This is a genomic window from Nonomuraea sp. NPDC049714 (genome assembly GCF_044465295.1).
GTDB lineage: Bacteria > Actinomycetota > Actinomycetes > Streptosporangiales > Streptosporangiaceae > Nonomuraea.
On sequence record NZ_JBITLM010000011.1, the window covers coordinates 25,862 to 46,340 of the forward strand.

At 67.3% G+C, this 20,479-nt stretch carries 19 protein-coding genes and 1 pseudogene; 7 read left to right on the forward strand and 13 right to left on the reverse strand.

Annotated features, from left to right (window positions below):
• From ACIBQX_RS35265 to ACIBQX_RS35280, 4 genes are all read left to right on the forward strand, one after another.
• Positions 1-1,014: an ABC transporter ATP-binding protein gene (locus ACIBQX_RS35265; RefSeq protein WP_397012305.1), complete on the forward strand. Its 1,014-nt coding sequence runs from the start codon at positions 1-3 to the stop codon at positions 1,012-1,014.
• A gap of 35 nt (positions 1,015-1,049) precedes the next feature.
• A complete protein-coding gene (locus ACIBQX_RS35270; protein ID WP_238499846.1) occupies positions 1,050-1,214 on the forward strand; it encodes an FAD-linked oxidase C-terminal domain-containing protein in 165 nt (54 codons plus the stop codon).
• A 76-nt stretch (positions 1,215-1,290) separates the two neighbouring features.
• The gene (locus tag ACIBQX_RS35275; protein WP_397012882.1) at positions 1,291-2,751 is read left to right on the forward strand and encodes an NAD-dependent succinate-semialdehyde dehydrogenase; all 1,461 of its coding nucleotides are present in this window, start codon (positions 1,291-1,293) and stop codon (positions 2,749-2,751) included.
• A 254-nt stretch (positions 2,752-3,005) separates the two neighbouring features.
• Complete coding sequence (locus ACIBQX_RS35280) at positions 3,006-4,232, forward strand: iron-containing alcohol dehydrogenase (RefSeq protein WP_397012307.1); 1,227 nt, start codon at positions 3,006-3,008, stop codon at positions 4,230-4,232.
• A 177-nt stretch (positions 4,233-4,409) separates the two neighbouring features.
• Here ACIBQX_RS35280 and ACIBQX_RS35285 read toward each other — a convergent pair.
• A pseudogene (locus ACIBQX_RS35285) lies at positions 4,410-5,298 on the reverse strand (alkaline phosphatase family protein); the annotation flags it as partial.
• Positions 5,299-5,470: 172 nt separating this feature from the next.
• Entirely contained in the window at positions 5,471-5,647 is a 177-nt protein-coding gene (locus ACIBQX_RS35290) for an integrase core domain-containing protein (RefSeq protein ID WP_397012884.1), read from the reverse strand.
• 47 nt (positions 5,648-5,694) lie between these two features.
• Between ACIBQX_RS35290 and ACIBQX_RS35295 the strand changes: the two genes are divergently transcribed.
• Positions 5,695-6,021 carry a hypothetical protein gene (locus ACIBQX_RS35295; protein WP_397012309.1) on the forward strand — a complete coding sequence of 109 codons (327 nt, stop codon included), beginning with the start codon at positions 5,695-5,697 and terminating at the stop codon, positions 6,019-6,021.
• Positions 6,022-6,053: 32 nt separating this feature from the next.
• Here the strand turns inward: ACIBQX_RS35295 and ACIBQX_RS35300 are convergent, their stop codons facing one another.
• Both ACIBQX_RS35300 and ACIBQX_RS35305 read right to left on the reverse strand, forming a co-directional pair.
• Positions 6,054-6,476, reverse strand: a complete 423-nt coding sequence (locus ACIBQX_RS35300; protein ID WP_397012311.1) for an SRPBCC domain-containing protein — start codon at positions 6,474-6,476, stop codon at positions 6,054-6,056.
• A 147-nt stretch (positions 6,477-6,623) separates the two neighbouring features.
• Entirely contained in the window at positions 6,624-7,043 is a 420-nt protein-coding gene (locus tag ACIBQX_RS35305) for a hypothetical protein (protein ID WP_397012313.1), read from the reverse strand.
• Positions 7,044-7,570: 527 nt separating this feature from the next.
• On the opposite strand from ACIBQX_RS35305, the gene ACIBQX_RS35310 reads away from it, so the two are divergent.
• Positions 7,571-7,855: a hypothetical protein gene (locus ACIBQX_RS35310; RefSeq protein ID WP_397012314.1), complete on the forward strand. Its 285-nt coding sequence runs from the start codon at positions 7,571-7,573 to the stop codon at positions 7,853-7,855.
• Between the two features lie 218 nt (positions 7,856-8,073).
• Here ACIBQX_RS35310 and ACIBQX_RS35315 read toward each other — a convergent pair whose 3' ends face one another.
• From ACIBQX_RS35315 to ACIBQX_RS35340, 6 genes are all read right to left on the reverse strand, one after another.
• Complete coding sequence (locus tag ACIBQX_RS35315; RefSeq protein WP_397012316.1) at positions 8,074-8,334, reverse strand: hypothetical protein; 261 nt, start codon at positions 8,332-8,334, stop codon at positions 8,074-8,076.
• A gap of 124 nt (positions 8,335-8,458) precedes the next feature.
• Positions 8,459-11,833: an alginate lyase family protein gene (locus ACIBQX_RS35320; protein WP_397012318.1), complete on the reverse strand. Its 3,375-nt coding sequence runs from the start codon at positions 11,831-11,833 to the stop codon at positions 8,459-8,461.
• Between the two features lie 90 nt (positions 11,834-11,923).
• Positions 11,924-13,546, reverse strand: a complete 1,623-nt coding sequence (locus tag ACIBQX_RS35325; protein ID WP_397012320.1) for an extracellular solute-binding protein — start codon at positions 13,544-13,546, stop codon at positions 11,924-11,926.
• Between the two features lie 33 nt (positions 13,547-13,579).
• Positions 13,580-14,449 (reverse strand): carbohydrate ABC transporter permease, encoded by an 870-nt coding sequence (locus ACIBQX_RS35330; RefSeq protein WP_397012322.1) that lies wholly within the window; start codon positions 14,447-14,449, stop codon positions 13,580-13,582.
• Between the two features lie 98 nt (positions 14,450-14,547).
• On the reverse strand, positions 14,548-15,459 hold the full coding sequence (locus ACIBQX_RS35335; protein WP_347779519.1) for an ABC transporter permease subunit: 912 nt from the start codon (positions 15,457-15,459) through the stop codon (positions 14,548-14,550).
• Complete coding sequence (locus ACIBQX_RS35340) at positions 15,452-16,741, reverse strand: polysaccharide pyruvyl transferase family protein (protein WP_397012324.1); 1,290 nt, start codon at positions 16,739-16,741, stop codon at positions 15,452-15,454. Before ACIBQX_RS35340 ends, ACIBQX_RS35335 begins: the two co-directional genes overlap by 8 nt.
• Before the next feature lie 79 nt (positions 16,742-16,820).
• On the opposite strand from ACIBQX_RS35340, the gene ACIBQX_RS35345 reads away from it, so the two are divergent.
• The gene (locus ACIBQX_RS35345) at positions 16,821-17,825 is read left to right on the forward strand and encodes a LacI family DNA-binding transcriptional regulator (RefSeq protein ID WP_397012326.1); all 1,005 of its coding nucleotides are present in this window, start codon (positions 16,821-16,823) and stop codon (positions 17,823-17,825) included.
• A gap of 179 nt (positions 17,826-18,004) precedes the next feature.
• Here ACIBQX_RS35345 and ACIBQX_RS35350 read toward each other — a convergent pair whose 3' ends face one another.
• From ACIBQX_RS35350 to ACIBQX_RS35360, 3 genes are all read right to left on the reverse strand, one after another.
• A complete protein-coding gene (locus tag ACIBQX_RS35350) occupies positions 18,005-18,214 on the reverse strand; it encodes a hypothetical protein (RefSeq protein ID WP_397012328.1) in 210 nt (69 codons plus the stop codon).
• Positions 18,215-18,485: 271 nt separating this feature from the next.
• Complete coding sequence (locus ACIBQX_RS35355; protein WP_397012330.1) at positions 18,486-19,463, reverse strand: SDR family NAD(P)-dependent oxidoreductase; 978 nt, start codon at positions 19,461-19,463, stop codon at positions 18,486-18,488.
• A gap of 263 nt (positions 19,464-19,726) precedes the next feature.
• Positions 19,727-20,119 (reverse strand): ester cyclase, encoded by a 393-nt coding sequence (locus ACIBQX_RS35360; protein WP_397012332.1) that lies wholly within the window; start codon positions 20,117-20,119, stop codon positions 19,727-19,729.
• Between the last annotated feature and the right edge of the window lie 360 nt (positions 20,120-20,479).

Here is a 20,479-nt window from a genome sequence, read left to right on the forward strand (position 1 = left end):
GTGACGCTGGACGTGCCGGACGGCTCGTTCTTCGTCGTGCTCGGGCCCTCCGGGGCAGGCAAGACGACGACCCTGCGAGCGATCGCCGGCCTTGAGAAGCTTGACGCCGGGTCGGTGCATCTGGACGGGAGGGACGCGACCGGTGACGCCCCGGCCGCACGTGACCTGGCCATGGTCTTCCAGAGCTACGCCCTCTACCCGCGACACACGGCGTACGAAAACATCGCTTCGCCGCTGCGGGCACGCCGCTGTTCTTCGAGCGAGGTCGCCGCTGCCGTCGAGCAGATGTCGAGCCTGCTGCACATCGAACGTCTGCTGCAGCGTCGTCCCGCGCAGTTGTCGGGCGGTGAGATGCAGCGTGTCGCCCTGGCCCGGGCGCTGGTCCGTCGCCCGCGCGCGTTTCTCATGGACGAGCCGCTGACGAACCTCGACCTCAAGCTCCGCGTCGAGATGCGCACCGAGCTCACCCGCATCCACCGGAGCCTCGGGGGAACCTTCGTCTACGTGACCAACGACCAGGTCGAGGCCCTGTCCATGGCCGACCAGGTCGCGGTCCTCAAGGAGGGGAAGGTGCAACAGGTCGGAACGCCGACCGAGGTGTACGAGCGTCCAGCCAACCAGTGGGTCGCAGGCTTCGTCGGGAGCCCGCCGATCAGCCTGCTCGCCTGCCACGCCGAGGGAGATCGTCTGGTCGGGGCGGAAGGCTGGACGCTGCCGCGGCCCCGCTGGACCACGGCTGAGGACGGTCGTCCACTGCTGCTGGGCCTGCGCGCAGAGGACCTGTCCGTCGAGCAGCGTGGGAACGCATCGTTGTCGGGTGAGCTCTACGGCCTTGAGCCCCTCGGTGACCGAACGGTGGTCGACGTCCGAGTGGGGACGGAGATCCTCAAGGTCAAGGCACGACCCACCGTCACCGGTACGCCGGGCGAGCGGCTGCTTGTCACGGTCGACCTGGACCGTGCGCACCTGTTCGATGCGGGCACCGGGCTGGCGCTGTCCGATGCCGGGAGGTAACCGCGCAGGGCGGCGACGTCAACATGCGCCCGTACGTGGCAATCGAGCCTCGGCGGACCGTCACCGGTGAGCACGGCCTGACGACGCTGAAACAGCCATGGCCGGAGAAGGCGATCGGTGGCGCGGGGCGTCGCCCTGCAGCCAGGGCCAAGGCCACGTTCGACCCGCTGGGCAACCTCGACCCCGACGAGGTCGTGTGACCCGTTCGTCAACGCGCGTGGCGCGATCGCTGAGGTCACGCTGGGCATCACCAAGAACATCACAGGAGGCGACGCAATGAGTGACCCGATGAACGTCCTGACCCCCGAGCACCGGCGGCTCCGGATTGGCGACGCCTGGCGCGACGCCGCCGGCGGAGCCACCTTTGTCGTCGAGGACCCGGCCACCGGCAAGACCATCGCCGAGGTGGCGGACGCCGACGTCGTTGACGGGCTCGCCGCTCTGGACGTGGCGAGCAAGGCAATGGCGGAGTGGGCGGCGACCCCGCCGCGAAAACGGTCAGAGTTGTTGACCGCGACGTACCGGGCACTGACCAAGCGATCCGAGGAGGTCGCCCGGCTGATAACGCTCGAGATGGGCAAGCCGCTCGCCGAGGCTCGGGGAGAGGTGGCCTACGGCGCCGAGTTCTTCCGTTGGTTCGCCGAGGAGGCGGTGCGCGTCGAGGGGCGCTACAACACCGCTCCCGCTGGTGGATATCGTATCCTCACCGTGCCGAAGCCGGTCGGACCGTGCGTCTTCGTGACGCCCTGGAACTTTCCGTTGGCCATGGGTGCCCGCAAGATCGCTCCTGCGCTGGCGGCGGGCTGCACGACGATCACCAAGCCGGCAGCCCAGACGCCACTCACCATGCTGTTCCTGGCCCGCATCATGGAGGAGGTCGGCGTTCCCCCGGGCGTCGTCAACGTCGTGACGACCAAGCGTGCCGGCGAGGTGGTCTCAGCACTGCTGGCCGACCGTCGGACCCGCAAGCTTTCGTTCACCGGGTCGACCGAGGTCGGGCGCGTGCTGCTACGACAGGCGGCGGACAACGTGCTGCGCACCTCCATGGAACTGGGCGGCAACGCGGCCTTGATCGTGTGTGCCGACGCGGACCTGGACGTCGCGCTCGACGGTGCCATGGTGGCCAAGATGCGCAACATCGGGGAGTCCTGCATCGCGGCCAACCGAATCTACGTCGAGGAGCCGGTGCGCGAGGAGTTCACGGCGCGCTTCGCCAAACGGATGGGCGCGCTCTCGGTGGGCCATGGTCTCGACGACGGCGTGGACGTCGGGGCGTTGATCGACGAGGCCTCGGTCACCAAGATCGACGAGCTCGTCGCGGACGCGGTCAATCGCGGCGCCCGTGTCTTGGTGGGCGGCGAGCGTCCGGATGGGCCGGGCCACTTCTACCCGCCTACGGTCCTCGTCGACGTGCCCGAAGACGCGCGGATGCTGGAGGCGGAAATCTTCGGCCCGGTGGCGCCGATCATCTCGTTCACGACCGACGACGAGGTAATGGCGAAGGCCAACGACACCGAGCACGGCCTGGTCGGATACGTCTTCACCCGTGACCTCCAGCGGGCGCTCCGGTTCACCGAGGGGCTGGAGACGGGGATGGTCGGCATCAACCGTGGTCTGATCTCAGACCCGTCGGCTCCGTTCGGAGGCGTGAAGCAGTCCGGGATCGGCAAGGAGGGGTCGCACGAGGGCATCCTTGAATACCTCGACGTCACCTACGCGGCGATCGACCTACCGTGACCGGCCTGCTGCTCCGGGTGCCCGCCGAGGATCACCGCGCCCTGTGCGCACATGACCTGACCGGCCTCCACCCATGGGGCGGGACCCGGGCCATGGCCGGCACGAATCCGCCGGCACCCGGGGACGCCGTCGACTCCGCCGGTGCGCGCGCCCGCGCCACCCGGCAGCCGGCCTTGCCGACGCCGTCCCGGTCTCGCAGGTGACCTGGACGTCCGCCCAGCACATCACCGCCGACGTTCCAGAGAGGCACTGACATGCTTGAGACCGTCCGCGGACCACGCCAGCTGATAGTGGGCGAAGGGGTCGCGCAGAACATCCCACGAGTGGTGGCCGAGTGTGGCTCGCGAGTCCTCATCGTGACCGACCGGGTTCTTCTGGGGCAGCCGGGCGTGGCCGAGATCGTGGCCGCCGTGCGGGAGAAGGTCGAAGTCGTCGGGGTGTTCGCCGACGCGACTCCGGACGTGCCACTCACCGATGTCGCCCTGGCCGTCTCGGTCGCCGCGGAGGTGGACGCCGACGTAATCCTCGCCATCGGGGGTGGCACGGTGATCGACCTCGCCAAAATCGTCGGCGTCATCCGGCGCCACGGTGGGACGCCGCGCGACTTCTACGGCGAGTCGAAGGTGCCGGGGCCGACCATGCCTCTCGTCGCGGTCCCGACGACGTCAGGCACCGGCTCCGAGCTCACGCCCGTCTCGGTGTTGACCGACCCGGACCGCGAGTTGAAGGTGGGGGTCTCCAGCGTCCACATCGTGCCCGACTTCGCCATCGTCGACCCCGAGCTCACCTACACCTGCCCTGCGACCGTCACTGCCCACTCCGGCATCGACGCGTTCTGTCACGCGGTGGAGAGCTACACCGCGCGACCTCGGGCCCACGGACCGCGCGACCCGGTGGAGCAGGTCTTCCTCGGCCGCAACCCGATCACCGATCACTACGCGCTCCTGGCCGCGGAGCGGATCGCCCGCAGCTTGCCCCATGTCGTCAGGGACGGAGGCGACAAGGACGCGCGCGCGGACATGTCCTATGGATCCATGCTAGCCGGGCTCGCATTTTCCCACGCAGGCAACGCGGCTCCGCACGCCCTCCAGTACCCCATCGGCGCAGCCACCCACACGCCCCACGGCCTGGGCGTCGGGCTGCTGCTGCCCTACGCGCTGGACGCGGCCAGGGATGCCATCGGCGACCGGTTGGCCATCCTCGCCGGGGTGTGCGGGCTCGACGTGACCGATGCCTCGGATGCCGAGGCCGCAGATACGTTCCTCACCTGGCTCGACGGGCTCCTTGCCGACATCGGCATCCCTACCACCTTGGCGGACATCGGCGTGGCACGCGCCGACCTCCCGCGCTTCGCGGAGATGGCCAGTGGCGTCACCCGCTTGATCCAGAACCATCCAGGCCCGACCGACACCGCCAGCCTGACCGCGATCCTCGAAGCGGCCTGGATCGGGGACCGGGCCCGACATTGCGCCTGCCGATAATTCCATCCATGCAGTTCAAGCGGCATGTGAGTACTCATGGAGGAGCCCGCCGAGCCGGTCCCGTCTGCGTACGCTCAGCTCGGCGATTCGCGTCGGATCCGTGATCGGCTCCGGGACGGTGCGTAGCGGGGCCGCTTGATCCAGGGCTTGACGGGCGCGGTATCCGAATCCCGGTGATCACGGTCCGGATACCGGCGTCGGCCAGGCAGGCCCTGCTATGACCAGCCACGTCACGATGAAAGGGACTCCAGTCCCAGGCGGAGCAACAGGTCCTTGACCTCCGTTGCCTCGAACCGTTCCCTGGCCGCGGACGGGTCGGAGCAGAGCAGCACCGGCGCGTCCGCGGGGTCGGCGGGAAGCAGCCCATGTGAGCCGCGGACGGCGCGAGCGCCCTGGTCGAGGCCGACGACGTTCATGAGGTAGCGCATGCCGAGCTTCTTGCGCAGCAGTGCCACCCCAGCCCTGCGCTTGGCAGCGCCGGGGTGCGCCGGGTCGAAGAAGAGTTCGGCGGGGTCGTAGCCGGGCTTGCGATGGATGTCGATAAGGCGGGCGAAGTCGGGCGCGCGGGCGTCGTCGAGCCAGTAGTAGTAGGTGAACCACGCCTCGGCCTCGGCGAGCAGGACCGGTTCGCCGGATCGGGGGTGGTCCAGGCCATACGCCTTTTTCCGCTTTCGTCGAGCACCTCGGCGACGCCGGGCAGGGACGCGCAGAGCTTGGCGACGGCCGGCACGTCGGCAGGGTCGGAAATGTAGACGTGCGCCACCTGGTGGTCGGCGACGGCGAACGCGCGCGAGGTCCACGGGTCGAGGTACTCCATGCCGTCCTGGGTGTAGACGCCCAAGAGCCCTTCCGCACGGAGCATCCGGTTGACGTCGACGGGGCGGGAGACGTCGGTGATGCCGTACTCCGACACGCAGACGACCGTCCTACACTGCGCCGCCGCGGCGTCGAGCAGCGACGTCAGCACGGTGTCGAGCTCGGCGGCCGCTGCGGCGGCGCGAGGGTCGGACGGGCCGTACCGCTGCAGGTCGTAGTCGAGATGGGGGATGTAGGCCAGCGTCAGGTCGGGGTTGTACGCGTGTACCGCTTCAAAACTCGTATACGTGGTCTGAGCTGGTGTTTCTTCGTGTCAGCTAGGCTGCCCGGTGGTACTCGTTGATGACTCCGCTGAGCACCTTTCGGCGCCGAATCCGGCCTTCCAGCGGTACCACGATGTGCTCGTCTTGATCAGGTGGGCGTTATTGGCGGGACTGGTGTGGGCGGTGCGCGTTGTAGTGTTCGGCGTATTCGTTCAGGACCGATCGAAGGTGGCGTTCGTCGTAGATCAGCATGCGGTCGGTGCATTCGGCTCGGACGGTGCGGATCCAGCGTTCGGCGTAGCAGTTGGCTCGAGGTGTCCGTGGCGGCGTCTTCAGGTGAAGGCAGGGCGGACAGCCGGTACTGGTCTGGGACGATCTGAGTCATGGCGCGTGGTGATGGTGGCGGCCGGGACAGCCTGGGCGAGCCCAAGTGGTGGCCAGTGAGCGACCTGGACATGATGACCGCGATCGCGCTGGAGCAGTTGGACGCCAACCGCGATCAGTTGCGGACCCTGAAGCGGCTCGGCGCGCTCCGCATCTGCTGGATGACCACGGCGTTGAGCGGATCAAGCAGGTGTTCGGGGAGCAGCGCGACCACCTGTGACTGTGGGACGACCAGCCAGCGCTGGCAGGCCCAGAACCTGAACGTGGCCGAGGCCGCGCAGGTCGATCAGTACGTGGCGGCGGTGGCGGCCCCAAAGACTGATTGACAAGCCGTTCATCTTCGCCGTCGGCGCCGACCTCAAGGGCGCGGCCGCCTTACCGGCCTCTTGCTGGCCCAGATCGACTGCCTGGACGCGAAGATCGCCCGGCTCGCCGACCGGATCGAGGCCCTGCTCCATCGACACGGTGAAGAACACTTTCCCGGCCAACAGCTCCCTGCTCCCTTCCGGACGATCTCGGTGACGTAGGCGGCCACGGTGCGCATCTCTATCCGGGTCGCCGCCCCGTCGGGCGCGCACGCGAGGACCGACTCGAAGGCGTTCGGGTCGCCGCCGTACTCGCCGTGCAGCAGCGCGATCCTCTCCGGCGGGACGATCTCGGTCCAGGTGATCCACTCCTGGTAGTCCGTCCCGTCCGGCCCTTGCATCACGAAGTCCCACTCCCCGCCGACGCGGAACTCGAACAAGCGCGTGGTGGTGGTGAACCCCTCCGGCCCCACCACCGCGACAGGTGCCGCACCTCGATGAACGCCTCGAACACCAGCTCTCGCGGGGCGTCGATGACCCGGGAGATCACGATCCCGCGATCGGCCGTCGCGGACGCTCCTTGTCCCGTCTCGCTCATCGGTCGCCGGTTACGAGCAGAACCTCTAGCTCGCAGGGCGAGCCGTCGAGGCCGGGGTCTTCGCCGGATGGGGATGCTCCCCCAGGGCTACATACCAGCGCCGCTCCTGGCGAGTGAGCACCAGGGTCTCGCGATAGCGGCCAGAGGTGCCGCGCCCCACGAGCCGGGCGGTCGCCACCTCCGGCGAGATCTCGCGGCTGATGTCGACATTCTCCAGCCGGATCCGCCGGCCGCCGTACGCCTCCAGCCGCCGCCGGATGTCGGCTGCCGGGTCGTTCCCGATCGGAGCCAGCAGAGCGAGCCCATCCGCGTCGTTCTGGTTCAGCCCGAGCACGTAGGCGTCCACCGCGGCCCGGGGACTGGCGGCGCCTCCGGGCGCCCCCGCGATGCCGCATCCGAGCAACTGCGCGCATCCGGCGAAGGCCAAAACCCAGGCCAAAGCCAAGGCCGGCCTCCACCGGATATTCGAGATGATCCTCATGTCTGCCGTGTCACGTCGCTTCCGAAGCGATGCAAGTCATCCTGACAAGGTCGCACATCGTCTACTCATGATTGCCCGGTGGTTGCTCGTCCACGTTCGGCCGCAGTGAGGGTCGAAGCCTCGTCACGGCACATAGCCATGTCGGGAAGGGGGCGAATGGCACATAATGGTGATGGTCAAGAACACGTGATTGCTCGGTGGTCGCTCGCGTGTACGCGATACAGCCCGACAGACGGCGACCCTGGCCGACACAATGGCGGAAAGAATCCCGGCCACAGCCATACAAATCAACATGCAGCGGCACCGAGCGACGTCAACCGAGAATTCTCATAATCCGTGGGTCGTGGGTTCAAGTCCCACCCGCCCTACTCACCACTACCGCGTTCTACCTGGGCTTTCTCGGTTCCCGTCGGCCTGTACCGCTTCAAAACTTGTACACGTGGTCCGAGCTGGCGATTTGTCCGGCCTGCCATGCGGCTCGGTGGTACTCGTTGACGACACTGGTGCGGGCGATGATTGTTGTAGTGCTCGGCGTACTCGTTCAGGACCGATCGAGGGTGTCGTTCGTCGAACGAGGTGGCTCCGCGCCCGAGGTCCATGAGCAGGTTGCGGGCCTGCTGAGCCGTCCAGGCGCCGGTGGGATGGGCGGTGACGCCCAGGATGTGAACGCGTCGTGCTTCTACCTCCATGACGAACAACACGTACAGGCGCTTCAAGAAGATCGTGTCGATGTGGAAGAAGTCGCAGGCGAGCAGCCCTTTTGCCTGCAGCCGTAGAAACCTCCGCCAAGAAGTGTCGAGGCTTCGTGGCGTCGGCCGGTGCCGGCGTGAACGCAGGATCCGTCGCACGGTCGCTTCGCTAACCTGAACGCCGAGGCGAACGAGTTCACCATGTACCCGCCGGCTATCGCGGGCCAGACGGAGTACCAGATCTTGGATCTCCTTGCTTGTTCCGGGACGGCCAGTGCGGTGGGGGTAGGTCCACGAACGTTTGATCAAACGCCGATGCCAGGCCAATAGAGTGCTGGGGTGACGAGTCGGTGAGCGCGCAGGGCCATCGGCAGGAAACCGGCCAACGCCGCCAGGACCGCTCGATCGGCCCAGTCCAGCTCCGGCCGGGCGACCTGGCGCCTTAATGAGGCCACCTCGTGGCGGAGCACCATGATCTCGACGTCTTTGGACGCCCGACCACGCCCCAGCAACACCAGCCAGCCGAACACCCGAATCAAGGACAGGTACAGCAGCCGAACCGACACGGATTGCGATCTTGCCCGCTTGGTCACCGGAGGTCAAAACCGCAGATCAAGCCCCACGCGATGAGTTATGAAGCGGTACAGGTCCCAGCGGTTGCCGGCGCCGGGGGCTACTTGGCCGCAGGTGCTACCGCCCCCCGCAGGACCGAGCGACAGTGACGTTCTCGAACGAGCTCTCCGTGGATGCGTAAAGCCCGACGCCGCCGCTGCGCACGACGGTGTCGCGACCCTTCAGGATCTGAACGCCGTTCAACGTCACGGTGATGCGGTCGCCGTGAATCGCCGCACCCAGTCGCACGGGACCTGTCAACGGGTTGCTGATGGATGCCGTGGCCACTGTGACGGGACCCGACGCGTGAGCCTCGCGGATGATGCTCGCGTACTGGGTTCCGTTGCTCGTCTTGCCGACGTGGATCCGATACCCGTACGCGTCCGTGGTGTCTCGCAGCGAGATTCCTGCGTTACCGACGGATCCGTCGATCGTGACCGTGGTCTCCACGACATAGTCGCATGCTTCGGAGAAGCGCGTCGGCAGTGTCGAGTCGGCCAGTACGTGCGCCCGGCCATCGGCAGGCGGCGTGAGATGCAACTTGCCCGAGGCGACGGACACAGACCCTGTTATTCCTCGCCAACCGGCCTGATCGAGCCCTTCCCTGATCACGATGTTGTCGAAGGTCGCGGCCCGCCGATGCGTGAAGGCGGCGGCACCACCCGTCGGCAACTGTCCGTCGTCCGCGGAGATCGACGTATCGCCGACTTCGGCGCTCAGATGCCTCCCGATCGCGGATACGACCAGCTTGTGCGGGACGTTGGCGCCGATCGGCAGTGCGGTCTCCGCGAGAACCGTGGTCGTCGAGTCGTATATCTTCACGAGCCGCAGCGTCGCTCCCGACGTGGCGTTGAGCACTTCGGCCCGGTAGTAGTTGCGGGAATCGTGGTAGCGGAACGCGAGACCGGTACGGGCCGTCGTCTGGCCGCGTACCCCGGGAACGATGTCCGCGGCCATGACCACGTCATCGGGTACGTCCTGCAGCGCCGCGAACGACACCATGTCCGCAGTCGAGGTCTGTGCCAGCTGCGTGTCCGGCTGTGCGCCGGTCAGCGCCCAGGTCCCCTGGACCGGCGTCCAGCCGCCAAAGGATCCGTTGAAGTCATGGACGGTACGGTCCAGGCCGGCATCGTCGAACTCGTCGTCGAGCACGGGTGCCGGGGCAAAGTGTTCCTCGAGTGACACGGTGATGAGGTTGCCCGTGCGGGTGAACGCGATCGGGGTGTCGTTCACCGTCACCGCGTTCGCCTTCGGCGCGTTGATGGAGAGCGTGCCGGTGAACGGGTCCCCGAGCGAGATCCGGGCGGTCGTGCCGCGCAGTTCCACACTGATATCGGACACCGGTGCGGATGCGCTGATAACGGTTTTGTCTCGGTCGATCAGCGACGACCCTCTGGTCAGCGCGTACCGGGTGAACCCGCCGCCCGAAGCACGCTCGAGGTACGCGGTCTCGGCGTTGGTCGTGGCGGCCCCGAACGCCCTCGACGAGGGAGTCGCCTCGCGCGAAAGGTAGAAGCGTCCGGTCGCGTCTGGCAGGGCGATCTCCATCGCCGTCGCCACGGAGTGACTCACCCCGGGCATGGCGATGCGCTTCGCCGTCACCGAGGGCGCCGCGCCGGCCTGGCCGGGAACCACGACCGTGTCCAGTCCCGTCGGCCCGGTGGAGGACCAGTCGTACGACAGGTAGTCGACGTTGGTGAGTACCTGCTCGCCGACGCGTACGGCGCCATTCTTGTGGACCCTGGGGGTTACCGCGGCGCCGGCCGTTGCCACCGGGATGAGCCGCACGCCGGCAACGGGTGCGGCTCCGGGCACGGTGTCGAACCCGACCGTGGCGATCTTCGTCGTCGGATTGACGGTCACCGGATCACCGGGGAAATGCCAGAGCTGCCGGTAGTTGTGCGCGGCGGTGTCACCGGTGAGGTCGTCGGAGACCACCCAGAAGCCGGGCTTGACGAAGTAGACCGCGCGATCGTGCGCGACCGGCCGGTAGCCCATCGCCGCACCGCGGTAGATGTCGAGGCCCGCGTTCGAGCGCCACAGCGACGTCGTGCGGGGGACGCCGGCGGTCTGCGGACGTCCGTCGACCTCGATGGTGTTGTGCGCCTCGGTGGTACGGCGCATCCAGTCGTTCGTCGGAGTCGCGCTGTAGTCCCCCACCCCGGAGTCGACGATCAGCGGACGCCCGTACGCCGCCATCACCAGGCTGAGGTCGTCCGGATGCCGATGCGAGGCAGTGTAACTGGAATTCTGGTTGTTGATCAGCATGTACCGGGCATCGGCGTCCCACCCGGAACGCTGAACCGCGAAGCTGATCGGAAACACCGTGGACGACAGCGTCGGGGCGGTCCCCTCCGTTCGGCCGGAGGCGACCCAGGTGAAATCGGGCCAGGAGTTGCGTACACCGCTCCTGCGAATGGCCGACGTACCCGCGTAGTTGTTCGGCGTGTCGCCGATCGCCGCGGGTTCGAGATTCGGCTGACGGGTCGCGAACAGCGAATCCGCGATCCAGTCCGCCCCCTGGACGAGCGAATCAGGAACGGTTCGCCCGTTGGCATCCGCGACTGCTATGACGGAGTTGAGGATATCCGCCACGTATGCCTGATAGTTGAACGCCGGCTCGCGGTACACACCGTCGCCCTTCAAGTGCGCGCGCAGGAACCGCTCGGCCGAGCGCACCGCGAACCACTCCCAGCCAGGCGATGACGAGAACTCGGGCAGAAACACGGCTGCCGCGTGGACGGAGCGGGCCATCGACACGTACCAGTTGTTTCCGACATGTATCTGCATCACGCCGACGAGGAAGTCCGTCGTGGCGTGCACGCCGGACAGGTACGCCACGAGATCGCTCGCGTCGATGCCAGGATCGGTCCGGAACACGGAAAACGCGCTGACCAGCTGGGCGAGCCGCTTGGCTGCCGACAGGTTGCGGCCCTGCGGCCAGCTCTGATTGTCGGCGAAGAAGTCCAGCGAGATGTCCATCCACGCCGCCGCGTACGCCGTACGCTTTGCCGGGTCACTCTCGGACACGTAAGCGTAGGTCAGTTTGGGGATGAACGTGAAGTCGCTCATCAGAGTCTGCGCGCCGCCCGGGGTGGTCTGCGTCCCACCCCAAAGGTCCTGCCAGTCGATGTCGATCCGCTGCTCGGCGCTGTTGTAGAAGTTGCGGGTCTCGGCGCCGAACCGGAAGATCCCCGCCGCGAGCTCGTCGGGGCCCGAGTCGCCACCGCCCAGGCCCTCGGCCGGAGCCGGGTAGTGGACGTCGGCGCGGCCCGCGTAATACACCTTGAGCTCGCTCGCGGCGCCCGCTTCATCACCGGCGGCCAGCTTGGCCGCCACCGCGCCGAGCCCCGGGCGCGTCAGGTCGAGCAGCCCGCCGAGATCCGACATGTCGGCGACGGCGGCACTGCCCGGCGACAGAACCGCCGCCACCAGAGCCAGCACGACCGCCACACGGACCCGACAACGCGTGTACCAACGAAACGTGCTCCGTCTCACCACTGTCTTCTCCCTAACCCCGTGAGAGTGTTAGCTGAGTCCACGTCAACCACCCGCCTGCTCCTCGTACTCGGCCTTGATCTTGTTGCCCACCCGGTCCATGAACTTCTTGATGGCCGGCTGCCACGCCGAGACGGGCTTGTTCCCCAGCTGGATCTCCAGCAGCACCGAGTCCAGTTCCTGCTGCTCGCTGGCAGCCTTGCTGGCGGCGGTCTCCGAGTACAGCCCGAGGGTCGGGTCCGCGACGGCAAGCGGGACGCCGGCGACCTGGTGGTCGTGCTGGTCCTGTACGGCCTGGCGGTTGCCCGGCTCGTAGATGACGGGCGATGCTTCGGCGAGGTACCGCACCGGCAGGAATACCTGGCTGCGCCCGCTCTCGGTGAGGGTCGGGTCGGAGCCGTTGCGGGTGAACGTCTGGCCCTCGACGCCGTACCGGAGGGCCAGGTACTCGCTGCTGCCGAAGGGTGAGCACAACCAGTCGAGGACCTTGAGGATCTGCTTGATCCGGTCGGCGTTGTCGGTCTTGGCTATCGCGGTGAAACTGGACAGGGTCGGGCCGGGCGTGCGTACCTGCGTCCCTGTGCCGTCGCGGGTGGGCGAGAGCATGCCGGTCAGGCGGAAGCCGGGCACGTCTTTCGCCTGGCCGTAAAACTTGCCCCACCCGGCGTACCCGCCGATGGTGAACGAGGTCGTGCCGGCCAGCATCCACCCGTTGCGCTTCGTGTTGGGCGCGCCCGCGTGGTCGGGATGTATCACCCCCGACTTCACGAGCTCGACGGTGTCCTCGAGGGCCTGCATGAACTGCGGTGTCGTCCCGGAGTGGGTGAAGACGTCACCTTCGGCCTGCCAGACGCCGGCGCCGCCGGGCCAGTTGCCGGTGATCCCGTTCATCTCAAGGATCGTGTTGAACGGGATCTGTCCGAACGCCCACCGACCGGCCCGCTCGTCGGTCAGCGCGACCGCCATCTCCTTGAACTCGGCCCACGAATTGGGCTGGAGACCGAGTCCTGCCTTGGCCAGCAGGTCGGCCCGGGTGTACAGCACGGTGCCGATCCGTGCCCGCGGCACGGGGATGCCCCAGATCCGCTGGTCGTAGACGGTGCTGCGCCAGGCATCGGTGGGCAGGGCGGCGAGGTTCGGGTAGGCGAGGACCGCGTCCCCGGACAGGTACTCGGTGAGGTCGGTGAATGTCGCCTTCAGCATGGCCGGCATCTGCTGGACAACGCCCTGGATAGCCACAATGTCGGGCAGATCGCCACCGGCAATGGTCGTGGCGACCTTGCTCTTGTAGTCAGTAGAGGCGACGTACGTGATCTTCAGTTCGGTGCCGAGTTTGCTGTTGAGGTTCTGCCAGTAGGGGTTCGAGCCGAGCGCGGGGGCGATCGGGTCGTAGGTGTACGTCAGTGCCGTGATGGCTTCGCCCTGCACCGGTTGTGATGCGGCGCTGGAGGCGGTCGGGTAGGTGAAGTATCCCGGCGACACCCCGGCCGGCTCGGCGGCCAGGTCGGGCGTGGCCGCGGTGACGGGCTTGTAGGTGGGCAGCTTGACCGACCCGGCCGAGCTGTTCGGCGAACTCGGGCTGCCGTCGCCGCAGGCCCCGAGCAGCGGGGCCAGCCCCGTTGCCGCGCCGAGGGCCAGGACGTGGCGGCGGCTGAAGGTGGGTGCCATGACGTCTCCTTGCCACATTGCGTGGACGACCGGTCAGCCCTTGACGGCGCCGACCATGAGTCCCTTGGCGAAGTGCTTTTGGATGAAGGGGTAGACGAACAGGATGGGCAGGACGGAGATGACGAGAATCGCCATCTGGACGGAAATCTGTGGTGGCAGGTTCTCCAGGTTCGAGCTGAGCTGGTCGGACCCGATCGGGGTGTTGTTGACGACGTAGGTGCGCAGCACCAGTTGCAGCGGCCACTTTTCCGACGACTGGAGGTACAACATCGCGGAGAAGAAGGCGTTCCAGTACGCCACCGCGTAGAACAGCCCGATCACGGAGACGACCGCCTTCGACAGTGGCAGGACGATCCGCAGCAGGATGCGCATCTCCCCGGCACCGTCCACATAGGCGCTTTCCCGCAGCTCGCGTGGGATTTCCTGGAAGAACGCGCGCATGACGATGACGTTGAACGCGTTCACCAGCACCGGCAGAATCAGTGCCAGGTAGCTGTCCAGCAGGCCAAGCTGTTTGACCGTCAGGTACATCGGGATGATGCCCGGGTTGAACAGCAGGGTGAACACCGTCATCAGCAGGATCTGCTTCTGCAGCAACGAACCTGGCCGCGACAGCGCGTACGCCAGAGCGATCGTGCTGACGAGGCTGAGTGCCGTGCCGACCACGGTGATGCCGGCGCTCACCAGCAGCGCACGGGTGACGATTCCGCCGGACAGGACGGCCCGGTAGGAGTCCAGCGTCGGTTCGTTCGTCCACAGCACGAAGCCGCCCGCCCTGTTGATCTCCTCCGGGGAGGCGATGCTGGTCATGAGCACCGCCCAGAACGGCACCAAAACCGCCAGGCAGCCCAGGCCGAGCACGAGTCCCCGCGCGCCGACCCCCAGCTTGCTGGGCTCGCCCATCCAGACCGGACGCTGGCTGAGGCCCGAGCTTGGCCGCCGCGGCCCTGTATCCGCGGCGGGGCGCGCCACGGACACCGCGGTCGGCACAGGTCGGCTCGTCACTTGGCGTACACCCCCTGCTCGCCCAGGGCGTGGGCCAACCGGTTGGCGCCGAGCACGAGCGCGACACCGACAATGCCTTTGATCAGCCCCACCGCGGCCGCGGTGCCCCAGTCGCCGCCGACGATCCCGTGGTTGTAGACGTATGTGTCGAGTACTTCGCTGGCACCGGCACCGACCTGTGCCTGCTGCAGGATGATCTGCTCGAACCCGACGGACAGCGAGTCACCGAGCCGCAGAATCAGCAGCAGGACGATCACCGGGCGGATGTAGGGCAGGGTCACGTGCCACAGGCGGCGAGCTGCCGAGGCGCCGTCCACCACCGCGGCTTCCATCTGCGCCGGATCCACTCTGGACAGTGCGGCGAGGAAGATGATCGTCGACCAGCCGGTGTCCTTCCAGATCACCTGTGATGTGATCATGAGTTTGAACAACTCGGGTACGCCGACGATGTGGAACGTGGACAGGTCGGCCGAGCGCAGCCAGGCGTTGAGCATCCCGCCGTTGCCGAACATCTGCTGGAACAGGGCGACCACGATGACCCAGGACAGAAAGTGCGGCATGTAGAGGATCGACTGGGTGAGGCGTTTGAGCCGTTCGCTGATGGTCGCGTTCAGGATCAACGCGAGGCAGATCGGCAGCGGGAACACGAAGACCACCTGGATCAGCGTGATGATCAGTGTGTTGACGAGTGCGTTGAGGAACACCGGGTCGCCGGTGAGCACCGGCTCGAAGTTGTCCAGCCCGACGTACGGGCTGTGCCAGATTCCGAGGAACGGCTGGAAGTCCTGGAACGCGATGATGTTCCCGCCGAGCGGCAGATAGTGGAACAGCAGCAGCGCCGTGACCCCGGGAAGCGCCAGCAGCAGCAGGACCCGGTCGCGCCGCCAGCGATCGCGCAGGCTACGCATCGCCGGTCTCCACCGGTGCGGGCAGGCCGATGGGCCGGCCCGCGACGCAGCCTTGCACCGCCGCCCGCAGCCGGTCGTCGGCATTGGCCGCGACCCTCCTGCTCCGGGCGACCGCGGGCGCCGGGTCGGTGGCGATGTCGGTGACCGCCGCGACGACCGTCGCCGCGGCACGATGGTCGAGCTCGATCACCAGGTCTGGGGCGCCGAGGTCGGCGAACATCTGAGATTTCGTGGTCTCGGTCGGCTGCCGAAGGTAGACGGTCGGGATCGCATGTCGTGCGGCCAGGATCGGCGAATGACACTCCATGCTGACCACCAGCGACGAGACGGCGTAGACCCCGGTCGCCTCCTCCAGCGGCCAGTACCGGTCCAGGAGCCGGACCTGACCGAGCGTCTGTGGACTGAGCAGGCTGGGAAGCTGCTCGTGAGCGAGCTCGACGGCATAGCTCATCTCGGGCACCACGACGGCCGGCAGGCCGCTGACGCGTACCCAGGTCTCGATCGCCGCCGCCAGCACCGCCAGGTCGTGCGTCACGGTGGCCCGGTTGACCGCGTCGCGCCGCATCTGCTCGCGGGTCGGTTCCGTGCCGTAGATCTTCGCATAGGGGGCGTAGCGCAGCCGCGGAACGAAGCAGGCGAACCGACCGGGCTGCAGGCCGAAACCCTCCAGCAGGCGAGCGGCGGCGCCGGCGTCAGTGTGGTCGAACGCGAACGTGCCATCCGGCCCGAAGGCGAGGTCGGGCCCGGTTATCTTCTGACCGCGCAGGGTGGCCAGGGTCAGCGTTTCGCGGCAGTACACGAAGTCGGCGCTGTCGAAACGGTCCTTGACGTCGTCCTCGAGATAGGACGGTGGGAGCAGATCGACCATCTGTGCCAGCTCCGGCAGCGTCGCCATGGTCGGTGGGCACAGCGGATCCACGGTGACCCCGAAGTACCCATACGGGCGGCCCACGTGCTCGCGCCACCAATCGATCTCGGTGCTCTGGAAGGCGTCGGCGCCCGATCCGTGCATCAGGACGTCCGCGCCGTCGATGGCGGCGGCCAACTCCGGGGTGCTCGGCCCGTCCCCGCCGAGAGTGCCATCGACGACGCGCACGTCGGGAAACGCGTGCCGCAGCATGGATCGTTCGCGCTCCTCCAGCCGCACCGGCCAGAGGATGACCTCGACCTCGGGGGCGAACCGCTGAAACGCCCGCACCACGCCAGGGGAGTGAGCCACGTCGCCGATGTTCACCGTCGCCCAGGAGGACCGCAGGAGGACGGTGCGACGTGTCGATGTCATATGTGCTCCTTGTTGACGTAACGTTAATTCAAAATAGGGATGGTGAGACGTTACGTCAAGAACCGAGTAGGCTCTCACCATGGCAACGCAACGTGACGTCGCACGGGCGGCTGGGGTGTCGCTCGCCGTGGTGTCGGCGGTGGTCAACGGCACGAGCCACACCCGGATGAGGGAATCCACCCGCACCCGGGTGCTCCAGGCGATGCAGCAATTGGGCTACCAGCCGAACCAAACGGCGCGCTCGCTACGGCTCAACCAAACCGACATGATCGCGATGATCCTCAACAAGATCGACAACCCGGTCTACGGACCGCTGCGGCATGGGGTCTACGAGGCGGCTGCGGAGCACGGCGCGACGGTCCTGCTGGGCGATGCCGAGACGATGCGCTCCGGCAGCCAGTTCCTGACCCGGCTGCTCAGCCAGGGCACGGTCGACGGTATCTTGATCCGCGGCGAAGGACTGCTGGACGACGACGTGATGGCCGAACTCCGCTCCCACCCCAAGCCGATCCTCATCCTGGAACATGCACTGGACCATCCCTGGATCGACGTAGACGATCGCCGCGCGGGCGAGATCGCGACGCGGTTCCTGGTCAACCTCAGCCACCGCCACATCGTCTTCGTCGGGGGTTCGGGATACCTTTCCCAGCAGCGCTACCTGGGCTACCAGCAGGCGATGGACGCCGCCTGCCTGACACCGGCTCCGCACCTGGCCACCGGGTTCGGTGCGCAGGCCGGCGCCGACGGGCTCCGGCAGGCCGTGCAGGCGGCAACCGCGCCGACCGCCATCGTCGTCAACAACATCATGAGCGCGGTCGGGGTCCTGGCCGCCGCACGCGACCTCGGCATCGCCATCCCCGACCAGCTGTCAGTGGTCGGCATCCACGACGTCGAGCTGATGCAACACCTGCGCCCGGCCGTCACCGCAGTCCGGATGCCCATGTACCAACTCGGCCGGGCCGGCGTCGAGGCGCTGTACGACCTGATCGCGGGGCGGCCAAGCGCAGGCGGTGTCATCACCGACCCCGAACCCGAACTGGTGATCCGTGACTCAGCGACTGCTCCGACCCGGATCCGCGATTAGCGTTCGCATGATCGCCCGCGGCTCATATCGATTGTCGTCAGCCTATGTGATGGCGTCCGGGTGGCTATGATCGGTGGCGCTGTAACTGTGGGCATGCTGGGCAGTGCCGGCCCGCGTCGGCGAGCGTGGAGAGTCACCTCCCTGACGGACACTCTGCCAACCAACGCAAACCAGGGCGGTCAAGGGATATCACCCCGCCCATGATTGCTCGGCGGGTGCTCATCGGCATCCGATACGGCATGACACTGGACATCATGCTTGGACGGCCCCTCCTGCGGCAGCTCCTCCCCCATCAAGGCCACCAGGTCGCTGATCGCCGCACTGAAGGCCGGGTCGGCGGCCGCGCGCTCGTAGATCTCGCGCCCGTAGCGGTCGTACAGCTTCTGCACCCTGAACGTCCCCAGCGGTCCGTCCGAGGCACCCTTCCCGGCGCCTCGCCACCAGGTTTATAACCAAGATCCAACTGCGCCCATCCGCATCCCAGCATGGCGCGCGCATTCCGGAGCATGGCAAGCACAAACCGTAACAGGTGCTGGTCAAGGCGACTGTGAAACGTGCGTCGTTCCGCGGATCCGTTACCACCGGGCAGCATGAGGCACAGCAGATCCCCGGCTGCGGATATCTCCGGCACCGCCGGGTGACCGGCTTGCCGAATCCGAATCACTCCTCGCGACGGCGCATGTCGGGAAACACGGCCGCCAGGGTCGGGCTGTCGGGCCGGTACAGGTCCAGCGGGTCGGCACGCATCGCCGCGTCGAGCGCGCGGGCGTCATCACCGACCAGGATGCGCCACGTGCCGGCGCGTACGCCATCAAGGATGACGGTCGCGGCGTCGGTGGCCGACAGCGGCGCGTTGTCGCGAAACCACTCACCCATGCTCTTGACCGCAGCCCGAATCGCCTCATCACTCAACCGGTCGGCGGGAACGCCCGCCACGGCGGCGGCGAGCACGCGAGCGTCCGCGAGCTCCTCGGCGGTCATGTCGTCAGGCTCGGAGTGGCCGTGGATCCGGCGGGAGTTGATCACGATCTCCGTGCCGACGTGCCCCGGCATGACGAGCGCGACCCGTACGTGCGGCGCGTTGATCCGCAGGTCCGTCAGCATCGCCTCGGAGAAGCCCTTCACGGCGAACTTGGCGGCACTGTACGCGCTCATCGGCACACCGGGGCCGGCCGCCCAGAACCCGTTGACACTGCTGGTGTTGACCAGGCACCCCTCATCACTGGCGATCAGGAGCGGCATGAACGCACGCGTGCAGTTGTACACCCCGCCCCAGCAGACGCCGAACGTACGCTCCCACTCGGCTCGCGGGCTGGTGACGAAGCTGCTGCCGCCGCTGATGCCGGCGTTGTTGAACAGCAGGTTGATGTGGCCGGTCCGGTGCCGCTCGACCACCTCGTCGCGGAACCTCGTCACCTGAGCCTCGTCCGACACGTCGCAGTGGTGGGTGGTGACCCGCACATCGCCGCCGCCGGGTGCGGCTTTGGCGGCTCGCTCGGCGGCGACGGCCAGCCCGGCCTCGTCGACGTCGCACGCGGCGACCGAACAGCCTTCGGCGGCCAACTGAACGACCAGTTCGCGTCCCATCCCGGCGCCGCCTCCGGTGACGACGGCCATCTTTCCCGTGAACGATCTCATCGCTCAACCCCTCCGTCGCCGACCACCCTCGCACGTACGGGCGCGCGCGAGAAGGCCTCCACCTATCGAGCCCAGGACGCCCACCTCAAAGAGATCGCCGAGACCCAGACCCCGACCAGGCACGCACGGCGCTGCCCCAAGAGCCCGACCCCAGAAGGCGGCAGCACTCCGAAGAGCAGCACGGACGCATCGGAAGGGAGACGACTACTGACCGCCCGGAGAGGCTCTGGCTGGTCGGCGGATCAGCCAGAGCCTCTCGGCGGTCAGGCGGTCAGTTGCTGGAGCAACTCGGCCGAGTCGTGCAGGTTCGTCATCTGGACGAATCGGCCGTCACGGACCTTGTAGATGGCGTACTCGACGATCCTGAACGAGGCGCCGGAGGCTGGGACACCGAGCCACTCCTTCACCGGGGTGCCGGTGTTGATGGCGCGGACGGCGATGCCGTCCCGGTCGAACAGCAGTTCGTCGACCTCCCAGTGAATGTCCGGAACGGCGTCGACGATCCCCTTCAGGACCGTGACGACGTCGTCGCGGGTACCGGGCTGGTCGCCGAGCAGCACCTGGTCGTTGATGAACTCGTCCATGCGGTGGAACTCGTGGGCGTTGAGCGCCTCGGCGTAGCGCATGTACCAGTCACGCAGATCACTCTCGGTCATGGTGTTCCTCGTTTCCCCTTTGCCGTATGGAGCGGCTCTGAACTGTACAAATTTCCGCATCGATCGATACAGAATGCGACGGTATCAGTTCGGCACCGATCGGTGTCAAAGCGGTAGCATCCGGCTTGCGACAATCGGTGGCATGGGACAGCGCGCGACAGCACGAATGTGCGCCGAACTGTGGCCTCCCTCTGCCGGAGGACTCGCGGTCGTCGCGACGATATTGCTCGCCTGCGTGCCGGGCGCAGCAGCGCCTCCGACGGCAGCGCCGCGGCCAGTTCCGGCGGTAACGCGGTGGCCGTAGCGGCCAGGCCGGCCTGCACGGCTGTCGGCGTGTCGGCGGTGATCCACCACACCGGG

Bases quoted from the DNA above. Each gene is read 5' to 3' on its own strand.
- ACIBQX_RS35275 (WP_397012882.1), top strand. From the start codon at position 1,291: ATGAGTGACCCGATGAACGTCCTGACCCCCGAGCACCGGCGGCTCCGG.
- ACIBQX_RS35280 (WP_397012307.1), top strand. From the start codon at position 3,006: ATGCTTGAGACCGTCCGCGGACCACGCCAGCTGATAGTGGGCGAAGGG.
- ACIBQX_RS35295 (WP_397012309.1), top strand. From the start codon at position 5,695: ATGGCGCGTGGTGATGGTGGCGGCCGGGACAGCCTGGGCGAGCCCAAG.
- ACIBQX_RS35325 (WP_397012320.1), bottom strand. From the start codon at position 13,546: ATGGCACCCACCTTCAGCCGCCGCCACGTCCTGGCCCTCGGCGCGGCA.
- ACIBQX_RS35330 (WP_397012322.1), bottom strand. From the start codon at position 14,449: ATGGGCGAGCCCAGCAAGCTGGGGGTCGGCGCGCGGGGACTCGTGCTC.
- ACIBQX_RS35335 (WP_347779519.1), bottom strand. From the start codon at position 15,459: ATGCGTAGCCTGCGCGATCGCTGGCGGCGCGACCGGGTCCTGCTGCTG.
- ACIBQX_RS35340 (WP_397012324.1), bottom strand. From the start codon at position 16,741: ATGACATCGACACGTCGCACCGTCCTCCTGCGGTCCTCCTGGGCGACG.
- ACIBQX_RS35345 (WP_397012326.1), top strand. From the start codon at position 16,821: ATGGCAACGCAACGTGACGTCGCACGGGCGGCTGGGGTGTCGCTCGCC.
- ACIBQX_RS35355 (WP_397012330.1), bottom strand. From the start codon at position 19,463: ATGAGATCGTTCACGGGAAAGATGGCCGTCGTCACCGGAGGCGGCGCC.
- ACIBQX_RS35360 (WP_397012332.1), bottom strand. From the start codon at position 20,119: ATGACCGAGAGTGATCTGCGTGACTGGTACATGCGCTACGCCGAGGCG.